Raw genomic sequence first — 25,307 nt, forward strand, 5'->3', positions numbered from 1 at the left:
GACCGGAACGCTACCGGGACCGCGCGGCTCAGTCCGCGTCGCCGTCGGAGGCGGGGAACCGCGAGGTGAGGCCGTTCCAGACGGCGTCGTAGTCGGTCTGGCGGTGCGGGGCGTCGAGGGCGTGCCGGGTCAGCGTGACCGGCCAGCGCGTCTCGAACATGAAAGCCAGGGTGTTGTCGACCTTCTGCGGGGCCAGCGGCACCGTGGAGGCCTTGGCGTACGTGTCGGCGTCCGGGCCGTGGCTGGTGAAGCTGTTGTGCAGGCTGGCGCCGCCGGGCAGGAAGCCCTCCGCCTTGGCGTCGTAGACCCCGTGGATCAGGCCCATGTACTCGCTCATGATGTTGCGGTGGAACCACGGCGGCCGGAAGGTGTTCTCGGCCACGAGCCAGCGCGGCGGGAAGATCACGAAGTCGGCGTTGGCCAGCCCGGGGGTGTCGCTCGGCGAGGTCAGGACCGTGAAGATGGACGGATCCGGGTGGTCGTGGCTGATCGTGCCGATGGTGGTGAAGTCGGCGAGGTTGTAGCGGTATGGCGCGTAGTTGCCGTGCCAGGCCACGACGTCGAGCGGCGAGTGGTCGTACTCCGAGGCCCACAGGTTGCCGCCGAACTTCTGCACCAGCTGGACGGTCGCGGGCACCTCCGCCGGGTCTTCGAACGCTGCGGCGGGCGCCTGGAAGTGGCGCTCGTCGGCGAGGCAGTTGGCCCCGATCGGGCCGCGCTCGGGCAGGGTGAACGAGGGTCCGTAGTTCTCGCAGACGTACCCGGCCGCGGCCGGATCCGGCAGATCGACCCGGAAGCGGATGCCGCGCGGGATCAACGCGATGTGGCCCGGCGCGACGTGCAGCCGGCCGAGCTCGGTGAAGATGTGCAGCCGGCCGGTCTGCGGGACGATCAGCAGCTCCCCGTCGGCGTCGACGAAGTAACGGCGCGTCATGGACCGGGTGGCGTGGTACGTGTGCACCGCGATGCCCGCGTGCTCGAGCGCGTTGCCGTTGCCGCCGACGGTGTAGAGGCCGTCGACGAAGTCGGTCGGGTTCTCCGCCGCCGGCTGCGGGTTCCAGCGCAGCCGGTTGGGCGTCGGCTCGGTATCGGTGAACGGCGCCGAGTGCAGGTTGCCGTTGGGGATCCGGTGGTACGCGCTGTGCCGGGCCGACGGGGTGATCCGGTAGACCCAGGTGCGCCGGTTGGCCTGGCGCGGCTGGGTGAAGGCGGTCCCGCTGAGCTGTTCGGCGTACAGGCCGAGCGGCGCCCGCTGCGGTGAGTTCTGGCTCCCGGGCAGGGCGCCCGGGACTGCTTCGGTCTGGTGGTGGTTGCCGAAGCCGTGGAGGTAGCCGGGCCCGCTCTCGTGCTTGCCGCCTTCATTCATGTGATTCATCGAATCATTGGCAGGTATGCCTGTCAACGCGAGCGCCGGACAGGTCCTACTGCGAATGTCGATCGGCTGAGCATTGGGGCGTGGGGTCCTGTCGGGTCGGGGTGGTCGTCGTGGCGGGGCGGCCGCTTCGCGTCGCCCTGTTTCATCTGACCACCCTCCCACCCGTTGCGTTCGCCCGCGAGCTGGGGTTTCAAGATTTCGCCTCCGGCGGGCCCTTCCTCGGAGAGAGATGCCGGGTTCGCGTGGGTGCTGGCGTTGGTGGGGCGGCCTGGGGTTTTGGGTGGTGGGGTTGCGGGTGTGTGTTCTCTCCTCGGTCGGTCCCCGGAGGCAATCAGGGACCTGTCGGGAGGTCAAGCGGCGGTGGTTTCCGCTGATGGTCGATTGTGCATGGCGCCGCTTGACCTCCCGGCAGAACCCTGATCGGGCTTCGCCTGCCCGACCGAGGAGAGAACCCACCCCCTGGGGGAGTGGTGCGAGCTGCGCTCAGGCCGAGTCCCGTCCCGTGGCCCGGTCGCGCTCGATCCGGAAGAATCCTGCATCGCCGTTCTGGGCCGCTGTCTTCTCCTCTACTCCTTCAACGCCGGGGAGCACGCCCGAGTTCCGGCAAATCTCCACAATTTTTACTTATCCGGTGAAAGCTAGATACGCGGTTTTTGTCGGTGGTGGCATCTAGCATGGAAGAGTACGAGGGTCGGGACGTGCGACGGGAGGGTGGTGGACGGGGTGGCTGGGCAGGTGGGGCCGAAAGCGGTGCAGGATTTCCCCTCGGCGCGCGACCGAGCCACACGATCCGAGCACCGGCGCCTTCACGCGAATCGAGGGTTGGGATGCTCGGATCAGGGCGTTGCAGAATCCTTCCGCGTCGAACGGGGCCGGCCTGCGGGATTCTGCAGCGAGGTCTGGGATCAAGGTCGATCGCAGCAAGGCGATGCACGATTCAGCAGCAAGCGCGACCGGACGACCGACCCTTCACACGGATCAAGGATCCGGATGGCGGGACCACGGCGGTGCAGGATTCTTCCGGATCGAGCGTGACCGGGCCACGGGATGGGACTCGGGCCGAGCGCCGCTCGCACCGGACCCTCAGGGGGTGTGCTCTCTCCTCGGTCGGGCAGGCGAAGCCCCATCAGGGTTCTGCCGGGAGGTCAAGCGGCGCCATGCACAATCGAGCATGAGCGGAAACCACCGCCGCTTGACCTCCCGGCAGGTCCCTGATTGCCTCCGGGGACCGACCGAGGAGAGAGCACACACCCGCAACCCCACCACCCCGAACCCCAGCCCGCCCCACCAACGTCAGCACCCCACAGACCCCGGCATCTCTCTCCGAGGGAAGGGCCCGCGCCGGAGGCGAGATCTTGAAACCGCAGGCCGCCCCGCCAACGCAACGGGTGGGCGGGTGGTCACACGAAACGGGGCGGAGCGAAGCGGCCGCCCACACCCCGACGACCACCCCAACCCGACGAGAAACCCCACCCCACCAACACTCAGCCGATCATCAAATCGCCCTAGACCACGAACGTGCCCGGCGGCGGCTCCGGTGAATCGGCGGCGGTGGCGTCGGTGACCGGCACGGCCCCGCCGATCCAGGTCGTGAGTTCGTCCCCGGTGAGCACCCGCGCGGTGAAGGGGTCCGCGGCCGTGGCGCGCACGAGGGCGGGCACCGGCAGCGGGTGGCGGGAGCCGGCGAGGACGATGTTGCCGTAGCGGCGGCCGCGCAGCACGGCGGGCTCGGCTATCAGGACCACGTGCGGGTAGACGGCCTGCACGGTGGCGGCCTGGGCGCGGGCGAAGCGCAGCGGCGCGCCGTCGGCGAGGTTCGCCGCGTAGACGCCGGGCTCGCGCAGCGCGTGCGCGGTGAGCTGCACGTATTCGAGGCTGGTCAGATGGGCGGGGGTGCGGGCGCCGGCGAAGACGTCGCTGATGACCAGGTCCCAGCTGTCCGGCTTCATCCCCGCCAGCGCCTCCCGGGCGTCGGCCGCGCGCACGCGCAGCCGGGCCCGCTTGTCCAGCGGCAGGTGGGTGCGCACGAACTCGGTGAGCTCCGGGTCGATCTCGACCGCGAGCTGGCGCGAGCCCGGCCGGGTGTGAGCCAGATAACGCGGCAGCGTCAGCGCGCCGCCGCCGAGATGCAGCGCGTCGACGGCCGCGGACTCCGGCGCCAGCGCGAGATCGGCGAGGTGGGCGAGCCGGCGCACGTACTCGAACTCGAGGTGCGTCGGGTCGTCGAGGTCGACGTACGACTGGGGCGTGCCGTCGAGAGTCAGCAGGTGGGCGTCGGGGCGGTCGGTGTCCGGCAGCAGGCGGACCTCGCCGGTGCGGGTGGTCGCGGACGCGGGGGCGGCGGGAGTACGGCGTGGCATGGTGGGGCCATTATCGCCGCGGGCCGGGCGCGGGCGGAGCCCCCGGGAGGGTGGCGCGGGGCGGGCGCGGACGCGGCGGGAGGGGTGGCGTTCGGGGCGTACTCGTCGCCGGGAGGCCCCGGTCGTTGATACCGTAAGGGGTAGCTGTTCACCCCGGACGGGAGAGTCCCCGCCGCGGCGGCGGCCGAGCGCACGCGCTCGGCCGGGCCACGAGTGGGGCGCCGAAGGAGCAAATCCTCCCCGGAATCTCTCAGGCCCCTGGACCGTCCGGGTCAGGCGACTCTGGAAAGCGAAGATCGGCACGCGCCGTGGACGTGGCGCGGGCGGGCCTTCCACCGAAGGAGAAAACCGGCGTGCCCGCACGCCGGTGAAGCTCTCAGGTTTCCCGACAGAGGGGGAGTGGCCGGTGCGCGGCGGTCGCGTGCCGGGTGGGACCCTTCAGGGAGTTGCACCGTGGTCGAGTCCGCCTTCGCGATGGGCGCCGGGTCGGCGTCGTTGATCGAGCTTGCCCAGGGAGTGCCGTTCGAGGAACGGCACATCGGCCCGTCGGAGGCCGACCGGGCCAAGATGCTGGCCGTGCTGGGTTACGGCTCGCTGGAAGACCTCTCCGAGGCCGCCATCCCGGCCACCATCCGGCTCACCGAGCGCCTCAACCTGCCGCCGGCCCGCTCCGAGGCCGCGGTCACCCAGGAGCTGCGCGACCTGGCCGGGCGCAACCGCGTGCTGCGCTCGATGATAGGTCTCGGCTACTACGGCACCTTCACCCCCGCCGTGATCCGCCGCAACGTGCTCGAGTCGCCCGCCTGGTACACCGCGTACACGCCGTACCAGCCGGAGATCTCGCAGGGCCGGCTCGAGGCGCTGCTCAACTTCCAGACCATGGTCGCCGACCTCGTCGGCCTGCCGGTGTCCGGCGCATCGCTGCTCGACGAGGCCACCGCGGCCGCCGAGGCGATGACGCTCTCGCTGCGCGCCACCCGTTCGGACGCACGGCGCTTCCTGGTGGACTCGGACGTGTTCCCGCAGACGCTGGCCGTGCTGCAGACCCGGGCGGAGCCGCTCGGCATCGAGCTGGTGCCGGTGGACCTGTCGGCCGGGCAGCTGCCGGAGGGCCTCGGCGGCTACTTCGGCCTGCTGGTGCAGTACCCGGGCGCCTCGGGCGCGGTGCGCGACCTCGGCCCCGTGGTCGAGCGGGCGCACGCGGACGGCGCGCTGGTGACCTTCGCCGCCGACCTGCTCGCGCTCACCCTGCTCAAGGCGCCGGGCGAGTTCGGCGCGGACATCGCCGTGGGCACCACGCAGCGCTTCGGCGTGCCGATGGGCTTCGGCGGCCCGCACGCCGGCTACATGGCGGTGCGCGAGGGCCTGGCCCGGTCGCTGCCCGGCCGCCTGGTCGGCGTCTCCCAGGACGCGCACGGCAACCGCGCGCTGCGGCTGGCGCTGCAGACCCGGGAGCAGCACATCCGCCGGGAGAAGGCGACCAGCAACATCTGCACCGCGCAGGTCCTGCTCGCCGTCGTGGCCGGCATGTACGCGGTCTACCACGGTCCGGACGGCCTGTCCGCGATCGCCCGCCGGGTGCACCGGCACGCCGTGGTGCTCGCGGCCGGGCTGCGCCAGGCCGGCTTCGAGGTGGCCGGCGGCGCGTTCTTCGACACCCTCGCGGTGCGGCTGCCGGGCCGGGCCTCCGAGCTGTGGCACGCGGCCCGCGCCGCCGGGGTGAACGTGCGCCTGGCCGACCCGGACACCGTCACCCTCTCCTGCGACGAGACCACCACCTGGGCGGACCTGCAGGCGGTGTGGCAGGCCTTCGGCGTCGAGGGCGCCACCGCGCACGCGCTGGACGAGTCGGCCGGGGACGCGCTGCCGGAGGAGCTGGCCCGCGAGTCGGCCTTCCTGACCCACCCGGTGTTCCACTCCTACCGCTCCGAGACCGCGCTGCTGCGCTACCTGCGCCGCCTCTCGGACCGGGACGTGGCGCTGGACCGCTCGATGATCCCGCTGGGCTCGTGCACCATGAAGCTCAACGCGACCACCGAGATGGAGCCGATCACCTGGCCGGAGTTCGCCAACATCCACCCGTTCGCCCCGCTGGAGCAGGCCGGCGGCTACCTGGCCCTGATCGGCCAGCTCGAGCGCTGGCTGGCCGAGGTGACCGGGTACGACCGCGTCTCGGTGCAGCCCAACGCCGGCTCCCAGGGCGAGTTCGCCGGCCTGATGGCGGTGCGCGCCTACCACCGCGCGAACGGCCAGGGCCAGCGCGACGTGTGCCTGATCCCGTCCTCCGCGCACGGCACCAACGCGGCCAGCGCCGTCATGGCCGGCATGCGCGTGGTCGTGGTGGCCTGCCGGGCCAACGGCGACGTGGACGTGGACGACCTGCGCGAGAAGATCGCCAAGCACCGCGACCAGCTCTCGGTGCTGATGGTCACCTACCCCTCCACCCACGGGGTGTTCGAGGAGCAGATCACCGACGTGTGCGCGGCCGTGCACGAGGCGGGCGGCCAGGTCTACGTGGACGGCGCGAACCTCAACGCGCTGGTCGGGCTGGCCAAGCCGGGCCGGTTCGGCGCGGACGTCTCGCACCTGAACCTGCACAAGACCTTCTGCATCCCGCACGGCGGCGGCGGCCCGGGCGTGGGCCCGGTCGCGGTGCGCGCGCACCTCGCGCCCTACCTGCCCAACCACCCGCTGCACCCGATCGCCGGCCCCGCGCCCCAGCGCGGTGGCGCGGGGGTCGTCGGTCCGGTCTCGGCGGCGCCGTGGGGCTCGGCCGGCATCCTGCCGATCCCGTGGGCGTACATCCGGCTGATGGGCGGCGACGGCCTGCGCCGGGCGACCCAGGCGGCCGTGCTCGCGGCCAACTACGTCGCCTCCCGGCTCGGGGCGCACTACCCGGTGCTCTACACCGGGCCGGGCAACCTGGTCGCGCACGAGTGCATCCTGGACCTGCGCGAGATCACCAAGCTGACCGGCGTGACGGTCGAGGACGTGGCCAAGCGGCTGATCGACTACGGCTTCCACGCGCCGACGATGTCGTTCCCGGTCGCCGGCACGCTGATGGTGGAGCCGACCGAGTCCGAGGACCTGGTCGAGCTCGACCGCTTCTGCGACGCGATGATCGCGATCCGCGGCGAGATCGAGAAGGTCGGCGCGGGCGAGTGGGACGCGGTGGACAACCCGCTGCACAACGCCCCGCACACGGCGGCCTCGCTGGCCGGGGAGTGGGAGCACGGCTACGACCGGGCCACCGCCGTCTTCCCGGCGGGCCTGGCGCAGGCGGCGGACAAGTACTGGCCGCCGGTCGCCCGCATCGACGGCGCCTACGGCGACCGGAACCTGGTCTGTTCCTGCCCGCCGATCGAGGAGCTGGCGAGCTAGCAGAGCCCTTACTCAGACGTGACGACGCGGCGGCCGGGCGAACGGCCGTCGCGTTTCGCGTTCCGGTGGAGAGTGAGGGTTCTGAGGCCCGGTCTCAGGCGGCCTGGCGCGCCGGCACCAGCGCGGCGCCCCCGGGCAGCAGCGCGCCGAGGTCGTCGAAGGCGATCACGCCGTTGCACAGCAGGGACCAGCCCTGCTCGGGGTGCGCGGCCAGCACGTGGGCGCGGTAGAGGTCCGGAGCCTGCGCCGGAGGGCACGGCGGCTTGTGCGGACAGGGCGTGCGCGTCGGTTCGAGCATGGTGGCTTCCCTCCCGGTCGGTCGATCGGCGGTGCGCCCGCCGTCCTGTATCCCTTTGTACGCGCCGCCGCCCGGCTCGGTTCGAGGACCGGCCGACAGTGCCCCGGATGCGCCGGGGAAACCACCCGGGCGCGCCCCCGCCATGGCCCGCCGGGACTACCCGCGCGCCGTGCGATCCCGGTCCCGCATCACGCTGATATCTCGCCGAGGTTGCGATTGCGCGGCGTATCGCGGATCTTCGCAACCTGGCGGCGAAGTGACGGCCCGTCAGGGCTTGAGGTCTTTTAGTGACCTTCGCGGCGGGTAGGGGACCGGTCTCGGAGGCCGTGGGCCCCGGGCGAGGACGAGACGACGAGGCGGGGACCGGGCTGCGGAGCCCCGCGCGATGCAGGCAGCGGTGAGGGGATGACGGCGGCGTGGGCGAGCGATTGGCCGCGGCGGAGATCGGCTTCGACGGGCGGGACCGGGAACGTTTCCGGAACCGGCTGACGGCGTGTCAGGACGTGTTCGAGCAGATGCTCGCGCAGGACCTGTTCGAAAAGGGCCGCAAGCTGTGCGGGATCGAACTGGAGTTGCACCTGATCGACGGTCAGGGACGGCCGGCGATGGTCAACCGGCAGGTGCTGGAACGGATCGCGTCGCCGGATTTCCAGACCGAGATCGGCTCGTTCAACCTGGAGGTGAACATCGCGCCGCACAAGCTGGTGGGCACGATGCTCTCCGAGCTCAAGGAGGAGATGGACACCGCCCTGCACTACGCCGACCGGGTGGCGGCGGCGTGCGGCGCGGGCGTGGCGATGATCGGGGTGCTGCCCACCCTGGGCGAGGCGCACCTGGTCCGGGAGAACTTCTCCCAGGAGGACCGCTACGTCCTGCTCAACGACCAGATCGCGCTGGTGCGGGGCGAGGACTTCCGGGTCCGGATCGAGGGTGACGACGAGATCCTCGACACCGCCTTCCCGACCATCATGGCCGAGGCGTGCTGCACCTCGGTCCAGTTCCACCTGCAGGTCACCCCGGACGGCTTCGCCCGGGCCTGGAACGCCGCGCAGGCGATCGCCGGGGTGCAGGTGGCGCTCGGCGCCAACTCCCCGTTCCTGCTCGGCAAGCGGCTGTGGCACGAGACCCGGATCGCCCTGTTCGAGCAGGCGACGGATTTCCGCACGGTCGAGCTCGCGGCGCAGGGCGTGCGCCCGCGGGTGTGGTTCGGCGAGCGCTGGGTGCGCGGCCCGGCCGAGCTGTTCCGGGAGAACGTCATGTACTTCACCTCGCTGCTGCCCAAGGTGGGGCGCGAGGACTCGGCGGCCGTGCTTGCCGCCGGCGGCATACCGCACCTGCCCGAGCTGCGGCTGCACAACGGCACGGTCTACCGGTGGAACCGCCCCGTCTACGACGTGGCGCGGGGCAAGCCGCACCTGCGGGTGGAGAACCGGGTGTTGCCGGCCGGCCCCACCGTGATCGACGTGCTGGCCAACGCGGCGCTCTTCTACGGCCTCGTGCGCGCGCTGTCCGACCAGGACTCCCCGGTCTGGCGGCGGCTCTCGTTCGCCGCGGCCCGGGAGAACCTGCACCGCGGCGCCCGCGACGGCATCGGCGCGCTGCAGCTGTGGCCCGGCTTCGGCATGGTCTCGGCCCGCCGGCTCGTGCTCGAGCACCTGCTGCCGCTGGCCGCCGAGGGCCTGGACCGCTGGCGGATCGACCCGCGCGAGCGGGACCTGTACCTCGGCGTGATCGAGGGTCGGGCCCGCACCGGGCGCAACGGCGCGGTCTGGCAGCTCGAGCAGGTGCGCTACCTGCAGGAGGAGCTCGGGCTCGGCCGGCATGAGGCGATCGCCTCGATGCTGCGGCGCTACGCGCACCTGGGCAGGGAGGGCCAGCCGGTGCACACCTGGCCGGTGGGGCCGGGCGGCGAGTAGCGCCCGGCGCCGCCGCGGGCGGACTCACGGCGTGCTTTCAGCCTCGCCCTCTAGGATCACGCTCGTGACGGAGCAGGTGAGCGGAACGCGCGGCGGCGCCGCGGGTACGGGCGCGGGCGGAGCGGTCCTCGGCCCGACGTCCGGGGCGTGGACGTGGACGAAGCGGCTGTTGTGGTTCGAGGTCGCGGCGGTGCTCGCGGTCGGCCTCGGGCGCTCGGCGGTCGACTCGGTCATCTCGCTGATCGGCTCGCTCACCCAGGTGCACTCGGTCACCAAGCTCAACACCCAGTCGGTGGCGCTCAACGCCTCCGCCGCCCCCGGGCGGCCCTGGCTGGACCTGACCTGGCAGACCTACGGCATCGCGTTCGGGCTCGCGCCCGCGCTGCTGGTGGCCTACCTGCTCACCCGCGAGGGCGTCGGGCTGCGCGGCATCGGCGTCGACGGCACCCGTCCCCGGCGCGATCTCGGCTACGGCGCCGCGGTCGCGGCCTGCATCGGCGGTAGCGGACTGGCGCTCTACCTCGCCGCGCACGCCGCCGGTCTGGCGGTCACCGTCGTGCCCACGACGCTGCCCGCGGTCTGGTGGCGCATCCCGGTGCTGGTGGGCTCGGCCTGGCAGAACGCGATCGTGGAAGAGGTGACCTGGAACGGATATCTGCTGCGGCGCTTCGACCAGGCCGGCCTGCGCCCGCAGCGCTCCGACGCGCTCAGCGCCCTGATCCGCGGCTGCTACCACCTGTACCAGGGCTTCGGCGGCTTCGCCGGGAACCTCGTGATGGGGCTGATCTTCGCCAAGCTCTACCGGCGCTGGGGCCGGGTGATGCCGCTGCTGGTGGCGCACGCGCTGATCGACACCACCGCGTTCGTCGGCTACGTGCTGCTGGCCGGCCACGTCAGCTGGCTGCCGACGTGATCGGTCTGACCGGTCTCGCCGGACGGGCCGGCCCGCCGCGGCCGGGTGCCCCGCGGTAGCTGCGGGGCGGCCGCGGCGGGCCGGTGCGTGGGAATTGCAGGCTGGCGACCGGCGCTCAGGCCGCCTGGAGGGTCAGGGCCGGGGAGCGGCGCTCCAACCGGGCGATCAGGGCCTCCTTCGCGCCCTGCCACTCGTGCGCGAGCATCGAGTAGAGGTTCGAGTCGCGCACGCCGCCCTCGGACGCTGGGAAATGCGCCCGGCGGGTGCCCTCGTACGTGGCGCCGAGGGCCAGGATCGCGTTGTGCGAGCGGACGTTGCGGGTGTCCGCCTTGAGCGAGACGCGGTGCACCTGCCAGGTCTCGAAGGCGTGCGTGAGCATCAGCAGCTTGCCCTCGAGATTGATCCCGGTGCGCTGCGCCCGCGGCGCCAGCCAGGTGGAGCCGATCTCCACCGCGTCGGGGATGCCCGACGGGTTGGTCCGCCCGTGCCGGGGCGGCCACACCCCCGCATTCCAGTATTCGAGCTCGCGGAAGCGGGTGGAACCCACGACCCGACCGTCCCGCCGGTCGATGATCGTGAAGGTGACGGCGACGTGCGTATCGAGGTCCTCGACCGCGACGTCGTAGTAGCGGCGTACGGCCGCCTCGTCCTTGGGCACATAGGTGTACCCGAACGACGCGCGATCCTCGGTGGCCGCTTCCAGCAGCGGGCCGAGGTGTTCCTCGCGCATCGGTTCCAGCCGCACGAGGCGGCCGGTCAGCGTGATGGGTGCTGGCATGGGCGCAATGATGCATGTTCTTCGGGCGCTAGGGAATGGGGGCGGGCGATTTCCACCCGGGAGAATGAGGGTCCGTGCTCAGACCGTGACCTTCGGTTACGAAAAGCCCAGGTCAGCGCGGGAATATCGGGTGAACCCGGGACGGCCGCCGGGTGGCGGGAAGGTGGCGCGGCCCGCCGCGGGTACGGGCGCGGGCGCGTCCCGCGGCCGTCACGGCGTCAGCAGCACCTTGACGGCGGTGCGCTCGGCCATCGCCCGGTAGCCGTCGGCGGCGCTCGCCAGCGGAAGGGTGAGGTCGAAGACCGGGCCCGGGTCGAGGCTGCCGGCGAGCACGTCGGGGAGCAGGTCCGGCAGGTACGCCCGGGCGGGCGCGAGGCCGCCGGAGAGGGTGAGGTTGCGCTCGAACATCGCCCGCAGCGGCACCGAGGCGCGCAGTTCCACCAGGTCCTGCGGCGCCCCGACGTAGCCGATCGCGCCGCCCGGGCGGGCGACGGCGATGGCGGTCTCGAGGGCCTGCCGGGAGCCGACGCACTCGAGCGCGCTGTCCACCCCGATCCCGGCGGTCAGATCGCGCACCTGGGCCGCGGCCTCGGCCGAGTCGCGCACCTCGACCCGGTCGGTGGCGCCGAACTGCTCGGCCAGCCGCCAGCGGTCGTCGTGCGGGGAGAGCGCGATGATCCGGGCCGCGCCGAGCCGGTGGGCGGCGAGCACGCCGCACAGCCCGACCGCGCCGTCGCCGACCACGGCGACCGTCGCGCCGGGCCGGACCCGGGCCATCACCGCCGCGTGGTGGCCGGTGCCCATCACGTCGGACAGGGCCAGCAGCGCCGGCGCGAGCTCGGGGCCGGTCTCCTGCGGCACCCGCACCAGCGTGCCGTCGGCCAACGGGGCCCGCACGTACTCGCCCTGGCCGCCGTCGACCAGCCGTCCGAACTTGTCGTCCCCGCCCCAGAACCCGCCGGCGATGCACGAGGTGGGCCAGCCGTTGCGGCAGTGCGTGCAGGTGCCGTCGGAGTACATGAACGGCGCGATCACCCGGTCGCCCGGGGCGATCTTGGCCACCTCCGAGCCGACCGCCTCGACGACGCCGAGGAACTCGTGCCCGATCCGCCGGCCCTCGGCCGCCTCGGGCGCCGACTTGTAGGGCCACAGGTCCGAGCCGCAGATGCAGGAGTGGGTGACGCGCACCAGCGCGTCGGTCGGATCGCGCAGCGTGGGGTCGGGGACGGTGGACACGCGGATGTCTCCGGCGCCGTGCAGCAGCGTCGCGCGCATCGCGGGCTCCTTCCGGCTGGGGCCGGGCCGCACGGCCGGGCCGGGCGTGATCAGCTTCGTCACCTCATCGTAGGCGGGTGCGGGCGGTGCCGCCGGGTGAGCGGGGGACCGGCCCGACGCCGGGTGGACGGGCGGGCGGCAGCGGGGGCGGCGTGCGAGGCTTGAGGCGGCCGCCGACGTCTTGACGCGCGCTGCGGCGGCGGGGATGATGAGCCCGAGAACATGAACCGGTGCTCACATTTGTGGGCCGCGCACGAGGAGGAACCCGTGCTCCTGTCCGAGGAACGCCACGCGCTGGCCGAGGCGGGCGCCCGCCTGGCCGAGCGCGGGCTGGTGATCGGCACCAGCGGCAACCTCTCCGTCCGCCGGGACGACCTGGTCGCGGTGACCCCGACCGGCGGCGTCATCAGCGAACTGACGGCGGAGCAGATGACCGTCATCCGGCTCGAGGACGGCGCCGTCGTGGACGGCGACCTGGCCCCCACCAGCGAAGTGCCGATGCACCTCGCGGTCTACCGGGCCACCGGCACCGGCGCCATCACGCACACCCACGCCACCACCTCCACCGCGATCGGCCTCGTAGCCGACGAGATCCCGCTGGTGCACTACGCGATGCTCTCGCTCGGCGGTTCCGTCCGGGTGGCCGACTACGCCTGCTACGGCACCGACGCGCTGGCCGCGCTGGTGGTCAAGGCGCTGGAGTTCAAGCAGGCCGCGCTGATGCGCAACCACGGCTCCATCGCCATCGGTTCGAAGCTCGCCAAGGCCGTGGACAACCTCGAACTCGTCGAGTGGTCCGCGCAGACCTACCACCAGGCGCTGCTTGCCTCCGCCGTCACCGGCCGCGCCCCGCGCGAGCTGAACCAGGCCGAGCAGGAGGAGGTCATCATGGTCGCCCTCTCCACGAACTACGGCAGCACCAAGAAGATCAGCGACGGCGACTCCGCCGAGACGACCGAGCAGTAAGGGACGTGAGGACCACCCGATGAGCACGTACGGCATCAGCGCCTACCCCGACGTCCCGGCCATCGAGGCCAAGATCGCCGGCCTGACCGGCACTCCGATCAGGACCCTGACGCCTGAGCAGCTGGCCTCCTACCACGAGTGGTACGAGAAGAACACGCCCGGCTCGAAGCAGGGCGCGGCCGAGGCCGAGGCCTACATCCCCGGCGGCGTGCAGCACAACCTCGCGCTCAACGACCCGTGGCCGCTCTCGATCACCCGGGCCGAGGGCGCCTACCTCTACGACGTAGACGACAACCGGTACATCGACTTCCTGCAGGCCGGCGGCCCGACCGTGCTCGGCTCCAACAACCCGGTCGTGCGCGAGGCAGTGCTCGAACTCCTCGGCCACTGCGGCCCGGTCACCGGCATGCTCCACCCCGCCGAGACCGCGCTGGCCAAGCTGATCCACGACTTCATGCCCGCCGTGCACAAGTTCCGCATGCTCGGCTCCGGCACCGAGGCCGTCATGGCGGCCATCCGGGCGGCGCGCGCCCACACCGGCAAGCAGAACATCATCAAGGTCGGCGGCGCCTACCACGGCTGGAGCGACCAGGTCGTCTTCGGCCTGCGCATCCCCGGCTCCGGCCCGCTGGAAGCCGCCGGCATCCCCGCGCCCGCCTACTCCGGCACCTCCGAGACCGCCCCCGGCGACCTCGGGGCGCTGCGCGCCCGGCTGACCGCGAACGCCGAGAACGGTGGCACCGCGGCCGTCCTGCTCGAGCCGGTCGGCCCGGAGTCCGGCACCCACCCGGCCCCGCTGGACTTCAACGCCGCCGTGCGCGAACTGTGCGACGAGTTCGGCGCCCTGCTCGTCTTCGACGAGGTGGTCACCGGATTCCGCCTCGGCATGGGCGGGGCCCAGGGCTACTACGGGGTCACCCCCGACCTGACCGTCTTCGGCAAGTGCGTGGCCGGCGGCTACCCGGCCGCGGGCGGCGTCGGCGGCCGCGAGGAGGTCATGGGCGCCTTCACCGGCGGCCTGACCGCGGCCGGCCAGCGCGCGCTCACCGGCGGAACGCTCTCGGCCAACCCGCTCTCCTGCACGGCCGGCTACCACACCCTGCTCGAGATGGACCGGCTCGACGCGCCCGCCAAGGCGGGTGCGGCCGGCGACCGGCTGCGCGCGGGCCTGGACGGGCTGATCGCCAAGTACGCACTGCCGTACGTCACCTACAACTTCGGCTCGATCGTCCACCTGCACACCTCCGGCGTGCTGCACCTGCGCCTGGACGACCCGGAGTTCTTCGACAAGCTCGGCCCGCGGCTGAAGATGCTCGGCCACATGTCGATGGCCTTCGCCGCCGAGGGCGTGGTCACCCTGGCCGGCTCGCGCATCTACACCTCGATGGCCGACACCGACGAAGTGATCGACGACGCCGTGGCCGCCTTCGACCGCGTCTTCGCACAGATCCCCGCCGCCTGATGCCCCCTCATCCAGAGCAGGTCGACGCCGACTCCGGCCCGCTGGTGCTCGGCGTCGACCTGGGCACCGGCGGGCTGCGCACCGCCCTGGCCACCGCGCGCGGCGCGATCCTCGCCGTCGCGCGGCGCGACCTGACCACCCGGCTGCTGCCCGGCGGCGGCGCGGAACAGGATCCGGACGACTGGTGGCGGGCCACCGCCGAGACCGTCAGGGAACTGATCAAGGCGCATCCGGAGGCCGCCGGGCGGATCAAGGCACTGTGCTTCTCCACCCAGTGGGGCGGCACCGTGCCCGCGGCGGAGGACGGCACCCCGGTCCACCCCGCCCTGATCTGGATGGACGCCCGCGGCGCCCGCTACGCCCAGGCCGCGACCGGTGCCGCCGTCACCGTCCCCGGCACCGGCTACGGCGCGCGGAAGCTGCGCACCTGGCTGGTCAAGACCGGCGGCGTGCCCACCCGCAGCGGAAAGGACCCGGTCGGCCAGACCCTCTGGCTGCGCCGCGAGCGCCCCGAGGCGTTCCAGGCCGCCCGCTACCTGCTCGACGTCCCCGAGTACCTCACCCTGCGCGCCAGCGGCCGGGCCGCCGCGGCCCGCGACACCGCCGTGCTGCGCTGGGCCACCGACACCCGCGACCCGGCCACGCTGGCCTGGGACGGGCAGCTCGCCCGGATGGGCGGCCTCGATACGGCGAAGCTGCCCGAGCAGGTCCCCGCGGCCACCGTCGTCGGCACCCTCACCGCGCAAGCCGCGGAGGACCTGGGCCTGCCGACGAGCGTGCAGGTCGTCGCCGGCACCGGCGACACGACCGCGGCCGCCCTCGGCGCCGGCGCCGTCCGGGACTACCAGCCGCACCTGTACGTCGGGACCAGCGCGTGGCTCTCCTGCCACGTCCCGAGTAAGAAGACCGACGTCCGGCGCAACATCGCCTCGCTCCCGGCCGCCGTCCCGGGACGCTACTGGGTCGCCACGGTCCAGGACGTCGCCGGCCGCGCCGTCGACTGGCTGATCGAGAACGTGCTCGACGACCCCGACCACCCCCGCTCGCCGGAAGCGCTCGACCGCCTCACCCGGCTCGCCGCCACGGCGCCCGCCGGCGCGAACGGCGTCGTGTTCGCCCCCTGGCTCAACGGCGAGCGCACCCCCGTCGACGACCCGTCGCTGCGCGGCGCCTGGTTCAACCTGTCCCTCTCGACCAGCCGGGCGGACCTGGCCCGAGCCGTGTTCGAAGGCATCGCGCTCAACACGAAGTGGATGCTCGACGCCGTCGAGCACTTCACCGGCCACACCGGTCCGGGCGGCCTCGGCCCGATCCGGTTCATCGGCGGCGGCGCGTCCTCGACTCTGTGGTGCCAGGCGATGGCCGACATCCTCGACCGCCCCATCGACCAGGTCGCCGAGCCGCAGCTGGCCAACGTCCGCGGTGCCGCCCTGCTCGCCGGCGTCGCCCTCGGCGAGGTGACGTGGGATCAGATCCCCGGCCTCGTCGAGATCGCCGCGCGCTACGAGCCGAACCCGGCCCACCGCGAGCGTTACGACGAGGCCTACGCCGCCCTGCTCGCCCACCACAAGGCGCACCGGAAGCTGTACGCACGGCTGAACCCGCCGTTCGAGTCCCCGGCCACCCGGGCCGACTGAGAACGATCAGGTGACGACCAGGTCCAGGCTGCCGCCGTTGAACTCGACTCGGCACTGCAGGCTGCCGGTGCCGCTGCACCTGAGGTCCTGCGGATCGGTCGCGTCGATGTGCACGGTCCCCGGGGCCCCGGCGGACTGGTAGTCGGCGGTCGACGGATCAGTGGTCTGCACGAACGCGAGCGACCCGGCGAGTAGGAAGCGCGGGTATTCGGCGCCTTGCTGGCTTGTCCGCTCCAACGCGAAGGGCGACCTGTTCGAGAGCCGGAACTGCACGAAAGGCGCACCCGCGCCGGGCAGGCCGTCGACGATGCCGTCGTCGTCCGCGTTGTAGACGTTTCCATCGATGTGCTGGTACGTCTGGTTGATGATGATGCCGTTGTTGAAGCCCGGGCCGGCGTCGTGCCCCGCCGCGGAGGCGTCGGCGAAGGCAGTGCCGGGGATGCTCACGAGCGCGGCTGCGGCGAGGAGGGCGAAGGCGGCGCTGCGAGGTGTGCGGATCACGGGTTTTCCTTCCGTCGGAAGTAAGGCATGAGCCCGCTCGGAGACTGGGAGCCGGCGTCCGGCCGCCTGCGGAGCCTCACCCCCGTGAGTGGTGTCATTGCGCCGAACGCACCAGCAACCGGGCCGTCGATGCCGGCCCGGTTCAACTCAGGGCTTTAACCGCGTGCTCGCAGTAGAGTGTTGCGATGGAGATACCGGGCTATTGGCTGCGCGGACCTGAGCTGCGCCGGGACGACGCGACGGTTTCGGCGGTCGATCGGTTCTTGGACCAGGCGCTCGAACAGGGCCCGGACCGTCCGATCGACTACACGCTCGACCTGCCGAAGTGGCAGTTCCTCTGCCACGCGATCGAGCGGGCGAACGTGGTCTTGCACGGCTCGGGGGATCCCGGCATCGACCTGTTCGAGCCCCGTCAGGCGGCCGACTCTCTGGAATTCAGCAATCGCTGCGCCGTCTACGCCGCGGCCGACGGCATCTGGCCGGTGTATTTCGCGATCCTGGACCGCGCGCGTCATCCGATGCTGCTGTGCAACGCCGCCGTCCGGCTGGGTTCGGGGGACGAGGAGCTCAGCGGCCCGTACTACTTCTTCTCCATCACGGACACGGCCCTGCAACGCCGGCCGTGGCGGACCGGGACGGTGTATCTGCTGTCTGCGGACGGGTTCGAGCACCAGCCGCCGTTCGCCGTCGGCGACGCCTACGCGCACGTCGCCCAAGCGGCCTGTCCCGTGCCCGTCAAACCGCTGGCCAAGCTCGCGGTCGGCCCGGAGGATTTCCCGTTCCTGGCCGAGATCCGCGGTCATCGAGACGAGCAGCTGCAGGCGCGCATCGCCGCGGACCCCGGCGGCTTTCCGTGGGTGGAGGAGTGACGCGGACGCGTCATCCCCTCCCGTGGTTTTGAGGCCGCGTCAGGAGTTGCGGGCGTCGCGCTTCTGACGCTTGCTGAGAGCGGCCTGCGAGAGGTCTTCGGCCTGCGACTTGAGGTCCTTGTAGGCGTACCCGCGGGAGTCCAGCCACGCGCGGGCGGCGGTCTCGGCCCGCTCGGCGGCGGCGAGGATGTCCTCTTCGTCGACGCCTGAGTCCTGGAACCGGAAGGTGAACGCCGGGCGGGCGGCGATGTCGTAGCTCAGGTGGCCTTCGGCGGTGTACGCGGCGCTGAAGATGTCGTGGTCGGCGGCTTCGGCCAGCAGTTCGGCACGCTGCTCGGGGGTCAGCGCCTGGAACGAGCCGCGGACGGTGATGCGGAAGGTGCGAGTGGTCACCGCGTGATCGTAGCCGGGTTCGGCGCCCCGCTCACCGGGTTTTGCGCCCGGTCGGCTGGCTGGCTGATCGGTCTACCGGCCCGCCGGCGGTCCTCGGAGCTCCGCTGCTTGTTCCCGTCAGCGCGCGGCGAGGTTGGCGAGGTAGAGCCGCAGCAGGGTTTTGAGCTCGGCCAGCACCGCCTCGTCGCCGCCGGGCGCGCGGCCGAAGGCGAACTGGAGCAGGACGTCTGCGACCCGGACCGCCACCTGCGCGTCGAGGTCGAGTTCGGGGCCGTCGGCGAGTATCCCGCGCGCCACCAGGATGCGCCGGACGCCGGCGGCGATGGCGAGGTTGTTCGCCTCGTCGGCGCGGGCGAGTTCGGGGGACAGGTGCCGGCCGGACCACAGTGCGACGTAGCCGGGGCGGGAGCGGTAGAGGTCGGCGAACTCGTCCACCAGCCTGCCGACCGGGTCGGCCCAGCCGCCGCCCTTGGTGCTGCCGCCGTCGCCGCTCTCCACGACCGCGTCGACGCCGTGCTCGGCGGCGTACGCCTCGGCGTCGGCCACCAGCGCTTCGATCGCGACGTCGAACTCGCCGATGTACCCGCGCGCGAGCGCGTCGACCACGGCCGCCTTGTCCGGGAAGAACTGGTAGATCGAGCCGACCGGGACGGCCGCCTCCTGCGCGATCCGGCGGACCGTGAGCGCCTCGAAGCCCTCGGTCGAGAGGATCTCGTCCGCCGCCGCGAGGATCTGCGCCACCCGCGCCCGCGAACGGGCCTGGCGCGGTTCGCGCCGCACCCGCGGTTCGGCACCCCCGCTGCCGGCGCCCGGCGCCTTGACCGTCCGCGTTCCCGTGGCCGTCACCACCCCACCGCCTTCCGGCCCGTTTTCCCAATACACCGCACCGTGAACGATACTGGGTAGCGGCACCCACGGAAGCACAAGGCACTACACCCGTGCCCGAAAGGCAGGCGACGCACCTCATGGCCGGCGAGACTCCCACCCAGCAGCTGCGCGTGCGCGTGCAGGGTCAGAGCGTCGAGGACTACCCCGCCCGGGCCCCCGAGGCCGCGACGGGCGAGGTCCTGCGCGTGACCGAGGCGGGCGAGGAGATCCTGCACCGCGGGCTCGCGCCGGTGACCGAGGCGATGTACGGCACCGAGCCGCTCCGGCAGCTGATCGCCGACATGTTCGCCACGATGTACGTGGCCGAGGGCGTGGGCCTGGCCGCCAACCAGGTCGACGTCGACCTGCGGGTGTTCGTCTACGACTGCCCGGACGGCGACGGCGAGCGGCACGTCGGCCACATCTGCAACCCGGTGGTGGACGAGCTGCCGGCCGGCTCCCGGGTGCTGGACGAGGACGACGAGGGCTGCCTGTCGGTCCCCGGCCCGTACAAGACCGTCGCCCGGCCGGACCACGCGGTCGTGCGCGGCACCGACTGGGAGGGCAGGGAGCTCGTGATCGAGGGCCACGGCTACTTCGCCCGCTGCCTGCAGCACGAGACCGACCACCTCAACGGCTACCTCTACATCGACCGGCTGCCCACCCGGGCCCGCAAGGACGCGCTCAAGCAGATGCAGAAGATGCGCGACGAGGTCATGGCCAAGCGGGCGGCGAACGCCTCCGCCCGCTGAGGAGTCGAGCACGGGGGCATCGGGCACGAGGCGAAGAGCCCGGGCCGCCGAGCCCGGAGGTTTCAAGCCCTGAGCACGCCGGACGTCGAACTCTGAGCCCCCGTGAACCCTCCCCGCCGCGCGGGTCACATCGCGACGAAGTGGTAGCCCTTCTCCAGCAGCGCCGGTATGAAGATCTTCAGCGCGGCCACGGTGTTGGTGCGGACGCCGCCGCCGTCGTGCTCGAGGATGATCGAGTGGGCCCGGGTGTGGCTCATGACGTTCTGCACGATCTGCTGCGTGTCCACGTGCTCGGTGTCCCAGTCGCGCGGGTCTACCGACCAGCCCACCGGGCGCAGGCTGCGGGCGGCGCAGGCCTGGAAGACGGCTTTGGACCAGTTGCCGTAGGGCGCGCGGAAGATCGTCGGGTGCTGATTCGCGTTCGCGAGCGCGTCGTTGCAGCGGTCGATCTCCGAGCACACCCGGGAGAACGTGTAGTGCGACAGATCGGCGTGGTCCCAGGTGTGGTTGGTCACCGTGTGGCCGGCCGCGGAGACCTCGCGCACCAAGGAGAGATTCGCGCCGACCTGACGGCCGATCATGTTGAAGGTCGCCTTCACGCCGTGCTTCGCGAGCACCTCGAGCACCTGCGGCGTGTACGTCGGGTGCGGGCCGTCGTCCATGGTCAGGGCTATGCCCATGGGGCCGGCGTCGTCGACGTACCACTGCGGCGCGGTCGGCACCTTCACCCCGGGCGGCAGCCCGGGCGAGTGCGAGGGCGAGCCGGTGGACGACGGCGGCTGCGAGGCGGACGTGCTGCCCGCCTGCGAGGGCGAGCCGGCGTTGCCGGTCGGGGCGCCGGACGGGTGCGCGGGACGGCTCTGCCCGGGCACGGCGGCCGTCGAACGGCCGGACCCGGGCGCGCTGGACCCGCCCGTGCCGGCGGCCGACGGCTTCAGCCAGTTGGGGCCGGGCCCGTCCACGGCGTACGCGCTGGCGACCCCGCCCGCTCCGAGCAGCGTGATCCCGCCCGCCGCGAACAGCACCCGGCGGCGGGTCGCCCGGCTTCGGCCCGGCTCCGCGCCCGGCCCGGCCGGGCCCGGGACGTACAGCGCGGTCTGGGCCAGCGGGTCCTCCGCCTCGAAGGGCTCGGAGGTCTCGGCTTGGCGCGGGACGCGCGGGGTCACCGCCTGGGTCTCGGCCTCGGGGTCGGCGTCCGGACGCCAGTCTCGTTCGTCTCTCACACCCGTTATGACGCCTGAACCGGCGGCCGGGTTGAGGAAACTTCAGAAGATTTTCACCTGAGGGTGACTCAGTAATATCTCGGCGTCGCCGCGTTCCCTCATTCAGTCCAGTGATGCCCGCACGACGGCCGCGGCGGCGAGGTCGAGCGAGGCGTGGCCGGTCGACTTGTACGCGGTGATCTCCCGCTCGTCGCGCCGGCCCGGGTGCGAGCCGTCGAGGACCGCGCCGATCAGCGTGACCCGCTCGGGATCGACTCCCTGCAGCTCGTAGGCGCCGGCGGGCGGGGCGCTGGTGGCCACGCCCGGCCACTCGGCGAACAGCGACGCCGCCGCGATGGTCTCCGCATCCAGTTCAGGGCCCTGCGACCCGCCGACGGAGCCGACGTGCGTGCCGGGGGCGAGCCACGCCGCGCGCACGACCGGCTGCTGCGCGCCGGTGCAGCACAGCACCGCCTCGGCCGCCCGCGCGCCCGCCTCGATCGACGGCGCCACGGCCACTCCGTACTGCTCGGCCAGCGCCGCGGCCCGGTCCTGGTCGCGTCCGGCCACGGCCACCTCCCAGCGCTCGTCCCCGGCCAGCAACTCCAGCTGTGCCCGCGCCTGCGCGCCGTTGCCGACCACCAGCACGCGGCGGGCGTCCGGGCGGGCCAGCGCGCGCAGCGCCACCGTGGCCGACGCGGCGGTGCGCGCGGCGGTGAGCGGCTCGGCGTCGAGGATGGCGAGGGGCCGGCCGTCATGCTCGTCGAAGATCGCCACCAGGCCCTGGTGGCTGCTGCGCCCCGGGCGGGACGGGTCGTCGAACACGGCGATGAGCTTCGCGCCGAGTCCCACGCCCGGCACGTACCCGGGCATCGCGCCGAGCAGTCCGTGCTCGGCGAACGCGGCGATCCGCGCAGGCACCGAGGACCGGCCGGCGGCCACCGCTATCAGGGCCTTGGCCACCATCGCGGTCAGGGCCTCGCCGTCGGCGAGCGCCGCGCGCATCTCCTCGTGGCCCAGCACCGTCATCCGCTCCACACTTGCCTCCAGGTTGATCTTCGGTTCATCCGGCGGGTCGGGCCCGCCGCTCACTTCCGGCGCTCAGCGCGCCGTCGCCCGGGCCAGTTCGGCGCCGAGCCGCTCGGCCGCGGCGCGCAGCACCCGCTCGAGCTCGGGCAGGTGCGCGTCGTCGAACTCGGCGATGGGTCCCACGAGTGTCAGGGCACAGACGCCGGGGCCGCCCGGCTCCGTGCGCACCACGCAGCCGACCGAGGCCACCAGCCGCTGCGTGCTGCCGCGCCGCACGGCGAAGCCCTCCGCGGCCGCTCGCTCCAGCTCCGAGGTCAGGCTCTCCAGCCCGCCGGGCTCCTCGCGCGCGGGCCGCAGGTACGGTTCGCGCTCCTCCGGGCCCAGGGCGGCCACCAGCGCGAGCGGTCCGGCGAAGCGGTGCGCCGGGAGCAGTTCGTCGCGCAGGTCGCTGATCATCTCCAGCCGGTCCGGGCGCACCACGTCCACCACCCGGGACCGGTCCGACTCGAGCACCTGGAGGTTGACCATCAGGCCAGTGCCTCGTGCCAGCTCCTCGAGCACCGGCCGGGCCAGGCCGCCGAGGGTGGCCGAGCCGGCCGCGGCCGAGCGGGACAGGCGCAGCACCGCGGGCCCGGGCAGGTACGTCTCGCCCACCTTGGTCACCCAGCCGCGTTCCACCAGCCCGGCCAGCACCCGGTACGCGGTGGCGCGCAGCAGGCCGGAGCGCTCGGCCAGCTCGGTCAGCCGGAGCGGCCGCGGGGCGGCGGCCACGGCTTCGATCAGGTCGAGCGCCTTGTCGACGGCGGAGTTCGCGGAAGCGGGCACGGGGGTCCTCGTCATCGGGGCGGGCGATGGGTTAGGGTGTGCGGCACAGAAGGTGTTGCGCACATTGAACCAGATGTTACCTGTCACGCAACACCCGGCTAGGAAGGAACAATCGCGATGGACGTGGCCTACCGCGGCGCCACGGTGCACGACGGCACCGGCGCCCCCGCCCGCCCCGGCACTACGATCCTGGTCTCCGGCGAGCGGATCCGGCTGATCGCGCCGGACCACGAGGTCCCGGCCGACGCGCTCGCCGACGCCGTGAGCGTCGACCTGGCCGGGCGGCACGTCATCCCCGGCCTCATCGACGCGCACCAGCACATCGCCACCCCGCCGAACCGGCCGCTGGCCGAGGCGGCGCTGCGGCGCGACCTGTACGGCGGGATCACCGCGACCCGCGACATGGCCGACGACCTGCGCCAGGTCGGCGACATCACCCGGGCCGCGCTGGTCGGGGAGCTCGAGGCCCCGGACATCCACTACGCCGCCCTGATGGCCGGCCCCAGCTTCTTCGACGACCCGCGCACCGCGGAGGTCAGCCAGGGCGCCACCCCGGGCAAGACCCCGTGGATGCAGGCGATCACGGACGAGACCGACCTGCCGCTCGCGGTCGCCATGGCCCGCGGCACCTTCGCCACCGCGATCAAGGTCTACGCCGACCTGCCCGGCCACACCGTCGCGGCGATCACCGCCGAGGCCCGCCGCCAGAACATCCCGGTCTGGGCGCACGCCGCCGTCTTCCCGGCCAGCCCGGCCGAGGTGATCGACGCCGGCGTCGCCTCCGTCTCGCACGCGCACCTGCTCTCCTACCAGAGCGCCGCGCCGCTGACGACGTACAAGGACAAGCCGAAGCTCGACTACGCGCGCTACACCGACGGCGACGACGAGACCATGGCCGCGCTCTTCGCCCGCATGCGCGAGAACGGCACCGTCCTGGACGCCACCGCGAGCCTGTGGGCGCACATCGGCCAGGAGCTCGGCGAGGACGCCGACGCCGAGATCCGCGAGCGGGCCCGCGCCAACGACGCGATCTCGGCCGCCCTGACCGCGCAGGCCTGGCGCGCCGGCGTCGTGCTGTGCGCCGGCACCGACCGCGACCCGGCGCTGGAGGACCCGTGGCCGGCGCTGATCGACGAGCTCGTCTACTTCGTCGAGCGCTGCGGCCTGACGCCGGCTCAGGCGCTCGAGGCCTCGAGTCGCAACGGCGCCGTCGCCATCGGCGCCGAGGCGGACATGGGCACGCTCGAGCCGGGCAAGCTGGCCAACTTCGTCGCGCTGACCGAGGACCCGACCGCCGACCTCGCCGCCCTGCGCACCGTGACCGACGTCGTCAAGCGCGGCCGCCGGTACGAGCGCGCCGGCTACGTCCACCCCGCCCAGGAAGCGAGCCACGCATGACCAGCCTCGGCTACCCCGTCGTCAACGCCCTCGGCGAGCTCGTCAACCCGAACGCCGAGGCCGCCCAGGACACCGCGGGCGGCCTGCAGCAGACCAGCGAGCAGATGGTGGTCGACCAGCGGGCCGTCGACGACGCGCTGGCCTCGGGCGTGACCGCGGTGAACATCACCCTCGGCTACACCCTCGGCGACCACCCGCCCTACGAGCACACTGTGCGCGAGCTCGACGTGTGGGACGGCATCATCGAGGCCCACCCGGAGCTGGTCCAGATCCGCACGGCCGCGGACATCCGCGCCGCGCACGAGCAGGACCGGGTCGGGGTGATCTACGGCTTCCAGAACGCGGTGGCCGTCGGCGAGGACCCGGCCCGCATCGACGAGCGGGTCAAGCAGTTCGCCGACCGCGGCGTCCGGGTGATCCAGCTGACCTACAACCCGGCCAACCACCTCGGCGACGGCTCGATGGCCCCGGAGAACCGCGGGCTGACCGCGTTCGGCCGGCAGGTCGTGGAGAGCCTCAACGAGCACCGCGTGATGGTCGACCTCTCCCACAGCGGCGAGAGCACCTGCCTAGACGCGATCCGCCACTCCGCGCAGCCGATCTCGATCAACCACACCGGCTGCCGCGCCCTGACGGACCTGCCGCGCAACAAGACCGACGAGGAGCTGCGCCTGGTCGCCGAGAGCGGCGGCTTCGTCGGCATCTACTCCATGCCGTTCCTCACCCTCAGCGGCCACGCCAAGGCCGTCGACGTGGTCGAGCACATCGTGCACGCGGTGAACGTCTGCGGCGAGGACTCCGTCGGCATCGGCACCGACGGCTCGATCACCGGCATCGACGACCTCGACGCCTACCGGGCCCACCTCGCGGACCACGTCGCCCAGCGCGCCGCCGCCGGGGTCGGCGCGGCCGGCGAGCGCGCGGACACGCTGCCGTTCGTCATCGACCTGACCGGCGTCGACCAGTTCCGCAAGCTCGTGCGGATGCTGTCCGAGCGCGGATACGGCGACGAGCGGATCGCCAAGATCATGGGCGGGAACTTCCTCGCCTACGCGGAGCGGATCTGGGGCGAATAAAGGCACGGCGACAGCGTGGTCGCCTGGCGGGCCG

21 protein-coding genes and 2 riboswitches are annotated in these 25,307 nt (G+C 72.8%); of the genes, 10 read left to right on the forward strand and 11 right to left on the reverse strand.

Features of this window, described 5'->3' with window-relative positions; translation table 11 throughout:
* Positions 1–28 precede the first annotated feature (28 nt).
* Positions 29–1,375, reverse strand: coding sequence for a homogentisate 1,2-dioxygenase (hmgA, locus tag ACTRO_RS39740; RefSeq protein ID WP_051452113.1), 1,347 nt, complete (start codon positions 1,373–1,375; stop codon positions 29–31).
* A gap of 1,505 nt (positions 1,376–2,880) precedes the next feature.
* On the reverse strand, positions 2,881–3,735 hold the full coding sequence (locus ACTRO_RS39745; RefSeq protein ID WP_051452114.1) for a spermidine synthase: 855 nt from the start codon (positions 3,733–3,735) through the stop codon (positions 2,881–2,883).
* Between the two features lie 148 nt (positions 3,736–3,883).
* Positions 3,884–4,011, forward strand: a riboswitch (glycine riboswitch).
* Positions 4,012–4,137: riboswitch (glycine riboswitch) on the forward strand. It begins immediately after the preceding riboswitch.
* Between the two features lie 72 nt (positions 4,138–4,209).
* On the opposite strand from ACTRO_RS39745, the gene gcvP reads away from it, so the two are divergent.
* Positions 4,210–7,116: an aminomethyl-transferring glycine dehydrogenase gene (gcvP, locus tag ACTRO_RS39750; RefSeq protein WP_034278881.1), complete on the forward strand. Its 2,907-nt coding sequence runs from the start codon at positions 4,210–4,212 to the stop codon at positions 7,114–7,116.
* A gap of 94 nt (positions 7,117–7,210) precedes the next feature.
* On the opposite strand, the gene ACTRO_RS39755 is transcribed toward gcvP, so the two are convergent.
* On the reverse strand, positions 7,211–7,414 hold the full coding sequence (locus tag ACTRO_RS39755; RefSeq protein ID WP_034271593.1) for a DUF5999 family protein: 204 nt from the start codon (positions 7,412–7,414) through the stop codon (positions 7,211–7,213).
* A 416-nt stretch (positions 7,415–7,830) separates the two neighbouring features.
* On the opposite strand from ACTRO_RS39755, the gene ACTRO_RS39760 reads away from it, so the two are divergent.
* Both ACTRO_RS39760 and ACTRO_RS39765 read left to right on the forward strand, forming a co-directional pair.
* Entirely contained in the window at positions 7,831–9,330 is a 1,500-nt protein-coding gene (locus ACTRO_RS39760; protein WP_034271596.1) for a glutamate-cysteine ligase family protein, read from the forward strand.
* A gap of 64 nt (positions 9,331–9,394) precedes the next feature.
* A complete protein-coding gene (locus ACTRO_RS39765; RefSeq protein ID WP_245594627.1) occupies positions 9,395–10,243 on the forward strand; it encodes a CPBP family intramembrane glutamic endopeptidase in 849 nt (282 codons plus the stop codon).
* A gap of 115 nt (positions 10,244–10,358) precedes the next feature.
* Here the strand turns inward: ACTRO_RS39765 and ACTRO_RS39770 are convergent, their stop codons facing one another.
* Complete coding sequence (locus ACTRO_RS39770) at positions 10,359–11,021, reverse strand: GNAT family N-acetyltransferase (protein WP_034271598.1); 663 nt, start codon at positions 11,019–11,021, stop codon at positions 10,359–10,361.
* Between the two features lie 210 nt (positions 11,022–11,231).
* Positions 11,232–12,296: a zinc-binding dehydrogenase gene (locus ACTRO_RS39775; RefSeq protein ID WP_034278883.1), complete on the reverse strand. Its 1,065-nt coding sequence runs from the start codon at positions 12,294–12,296 to the stop codon at positions 11,232–11,234.
* 267 nt (positions 12,297–12,563) lie between these two features.
* Here ACTRO_RS39775 and ACTRO_RS39780 point away from each other — a divergent pair, with 267 nt between their 5' ends.
* From ACTRO_RS39780 to ACTRO_RS39790, 3 genes are read left to right on the forward strand one after another with little or no spacing between them, the layout of a single operon-like run.
* A complete protein-coding gene (locus ACTRO_RS39780; protein WP_034278884.1) occupies positions 12,564–13,262 on the forward strand; it encodes a class II aldolase/adducin family protein in 699 nt (232 codons plus the stop codon).
* 19 nt (positions 13,263–13,281) lie between these two features.
* Entirely contained in the window at positions 13,282–14,724 is a 1,443-nt protein-coding gene (locus tag ACTRO_RS39785; protein ID WP_034271600.1) for an aspartate aminotransferase family protein, read from the forward strand.
* Positions 14,724–16,361, forward strand: coding sequence for a xylulokinase (locus tag ACTRO_RS39790; RefSeq protein ID WP_051452116.1), 1,638 nt, complete (start codon positions 14,724–14,726; stop codon positions 16,359–16,361). The genes ACTRO_RS39785 and ACTRO_RS39790 overlap by 1 nt, the downstream gene beginning before the upstream one ends.
* Before the next feature lie 6 nt (positions 16,362–16,367).
* Here the strand turns inward: ACTRO_RS39790 and ACTRO_RS39795 are convergent, their stop codons facing one another.
* Positions 16,368–16,862 (reverse strand): hypothetical protein, encoded by a 495-nt coding sequence (locus tag ACTRO_RS39795; RefSeq protein WP_034271602.1) that lies wholly within the window; start codon positions 16,860–16,862, stop codon positions 16,368–16,370.
* Positions 16,863–17,047: 185 nt separating this feature from the next.
* Between ACTRO_RS39795 and ACTRO_RS39800 the strand changes: the two genes are divergently transcribed.
* Positions 17,048–17,731 carry a hypothetical protein gene (locus ACTRO_RS39800; protein ID WP_034271604.1) on the forward strand — a complete coding sequence of 228 codons (684 nt, stop codon included), beginning with the start codon at positions 17,048–17,050 and terminating at the stop codon, positions 17,729–17,731.
* Between the two features lie 39 nt (positions 17,732–17,770).
* Here ACTRO_RS39800 and ACTRO_RS39805 read toward each other — a convergent pair whose 3' ends face one another.
* On the reverse strand, positions 17,771–18,124 hold the full coding sequence (locus tag ACTRO_RS39805) for a DUF6204 family protein (RefSeq protein WP_034271606.1): 354 nt from the start codon (positions 18,122–18,124) through the stop codon (positions 17,771–17,773).
* 117 nt (positions 18,125–18,241) lie between these two features.
* On the reverse strand, positions 18,242–18,970 hold the full coding sequence (locus ACTRO_RS39810) for a TetR/AcrR family transcriptional regulator (RefSeq protein ID WP_084317257.1): 729 nt from the start codon (positions 18,968–18,970) through the stop codon (positions 18,242–18,244).
* A gap of 119 nt (positions 18,971–19,089) precedes the next feature.
* Here ACTRO_RS39810 and def point away from each other — a divergent pair, with 119 nt between their 5' ends.
* Positions 19,090–19,743, forward strand: coding sequence for a peptide deformylase (gene def / locus ACTRO_RS39815; protein WP_034271608.1), 654 nt, complete (start codon positions 19,090–19,092; stop codon positions 19,741–19,743).
* Between the two features lie 125 nt (positions 19,744–19,868).
* Here def and ACTRO_RS44590 read toward each other — a convergent pair whose 3' ends face one another.
* The 3 genes from ACTRO_RS44590 to ACTRO_RS39830 form a co-directional block, all read right to left on the reverse strand.
* A complete protein-coding gene (locus ACTRO_RS44590) occupies positions 19,869–20,966 on the reverse strand; it encodes a polysaccharide deacetylase family protein (RefSeq protein ID WP_157436703.1) in 1,098 nt (365 codons plus the stop codon).
* Between the two features lie 102 nt (positions 20,967–21,068).
* Positions 21,069–21,974 carry an ornithine cyclodeaminase family protein gene (locus ACTRO_RS39825; RefSeq protein ID WP_051452622.1) on the reverse strand — a complete coding sequence of 302 codons (906 nt, stop codon included), beginning with the start codon at positions 21,972–21,974 and terminating at the stop codon, positions 21,069–21,071.
* Between the two features lie 72 nt (positions 21,975–22,046).
* On the reverse strand, positions 22,047–22,814 hold the full coding sequence (locus tag ACTRO_RS39830; protein WP_034271610.1) for an IclR family transcriptional regulator: 768 nt from the start codon (positions 22,812–22,814) through the stop codon (positions 22,047–22,049).
* Between the two features lie 102 nt (positions 22,815–22,916).
* Here ACTRO_RS39830 and ACTRO_RS39835 point away from each other — a divergent pair, with 102 nt between their 5' ends.
* Together ACTRO_RS39835 and ACTRO_RS39840 are read left to right on the forward strand one after the other, a co-directional pair.
* Positions 22,917–24,197: an amidohydrolase family protein gene (locus tag ACTRO_RS39835; protein ID WP_084316892.1), complete on the forward strand. Its 1,281-nt coding sequence runs from the start codon at positions 22,917–22,919 to the stop codon at positions 24,195–24,197.
* On the forward strand, positions 24,194–25,273 hold the full coding sequence (locus tag ACTRO_RS39840) for a dipeptidase (protein WP_034271612.1): 1,080 nt from the start codon (positions 24,194–24,196) through the stop codon (positions 25,271–25,273). The genes ACTRO_RS39835 and ACTRO_RS39840 overlap by 4 nt, the downstream gene beginning before the upstream one ends.
* Positions 25,274–25,307 lie beyond the last annotated feature (34 nt).

Source organism: Actinospica robiniae DSM 44927 (genome assembly GCF_000504285.1).
Lineage (GTDB): Bacteria > Actinomycetota > Actinomycetes > Streptomycetales > Catenulisporaceae > Actinospica > Actinospica robiniae.

Coding starts and splice junctions, on each gene's coding strand:
- ACTRO_RS39800 (WP_034271604.1), top strand. CDS start 17,048: ATGGAGATACCGGGCTATTGGCTGCGCGGACCTGAGCTGCGCCGGGAC.
- ACTRO_RS39840 (WP_034271612.1), top strand. CDS start 24,194: ATGACCAGCCTCGGCTACCCCGTCGTCAACGCCCTCGGCGAGCTCGTC.
- def (WP_034271608.1), top strand. CDS start 19,090: ATGGCCGGCGAGACTCCCACCCAGCAGCTGCGCGTGCGCGTGCAGGGT.
- ACTRO_RS39825 (WP_051452622.1), bottom strand. CDS start 21,974: ATGACGGTGCTGGGCCACGAGGAGATGCGCGCGGCGCTCGCCGACGGC.
- ACTRO_RS39785 (WP_034271600.1), top strand. CDS start 13,282: ATGAGCACGTACGGCATCAGCGCCTACCCCGACGTCCCGGCCATCGAG.
- ACTRO_RS39755 (WP_034271593.1), bottom strand. CDS start 7,414: ATGCTCGAACCGACGCGCACGCCCTGTCCGCACAAGCCGCCGTGCCCT.
- ACTRO_RS39745 (WP_051452114.1), bottom strand. CDS start 3,735: ATGCCACGCCGTACTCCCGCCGCCCCCGCGTCCGCGACCACCCGCACC.
- ACTRO_RS39835 (WP_084316892.1), top strand. CDS start 22,917: ATGGACGTGGCCTACCGCGGCGCCACGGTGCACGACGGCACCGGCGCC.
- gcvP (WP_034278881.1), top strand. CDS start 4,210: ATGGGCGCCGGGTCGGCGTCGTTGATCGAGCTTGCCCAGGGAGTGCCG.
- hmgA (WP_051452113.1), bottom strand. CDS start 1,375: ATGAATCACATGAATGAAGGCGGCAAGCACGAGAGCGGGCCCGGCTAC.
- ACTRO_RS39775 (WP_034278883.1), bottom strand. CDS start 12,296: ATGCGCGCGACGCTGCTGCACGGCGCCGGAGACATCCGCGTGTCCACC.
- ACTRO_RS39790 (WP_051452116.1), top strand. CDS start 14,724: ATGCCCCCTCATCCAGAGCAGGTCGACGCCGACTCCGGCCCGCTGGTG.
- ACTRO_RS39830 (WP_034271610.1), bottom strand. CDS start 22,814: ATGACGAGGACCCCCGTGCCCGCTTCCGCGAACTCCGCCGTCGACAAG.
- ACTRO_RS39770 (WP_034271598.1), bottom strand. CDS start 11,021: ATGCCAGCACCCATCACGCTGACCGGCCGCCTCGTGCGGCTGGAACCG.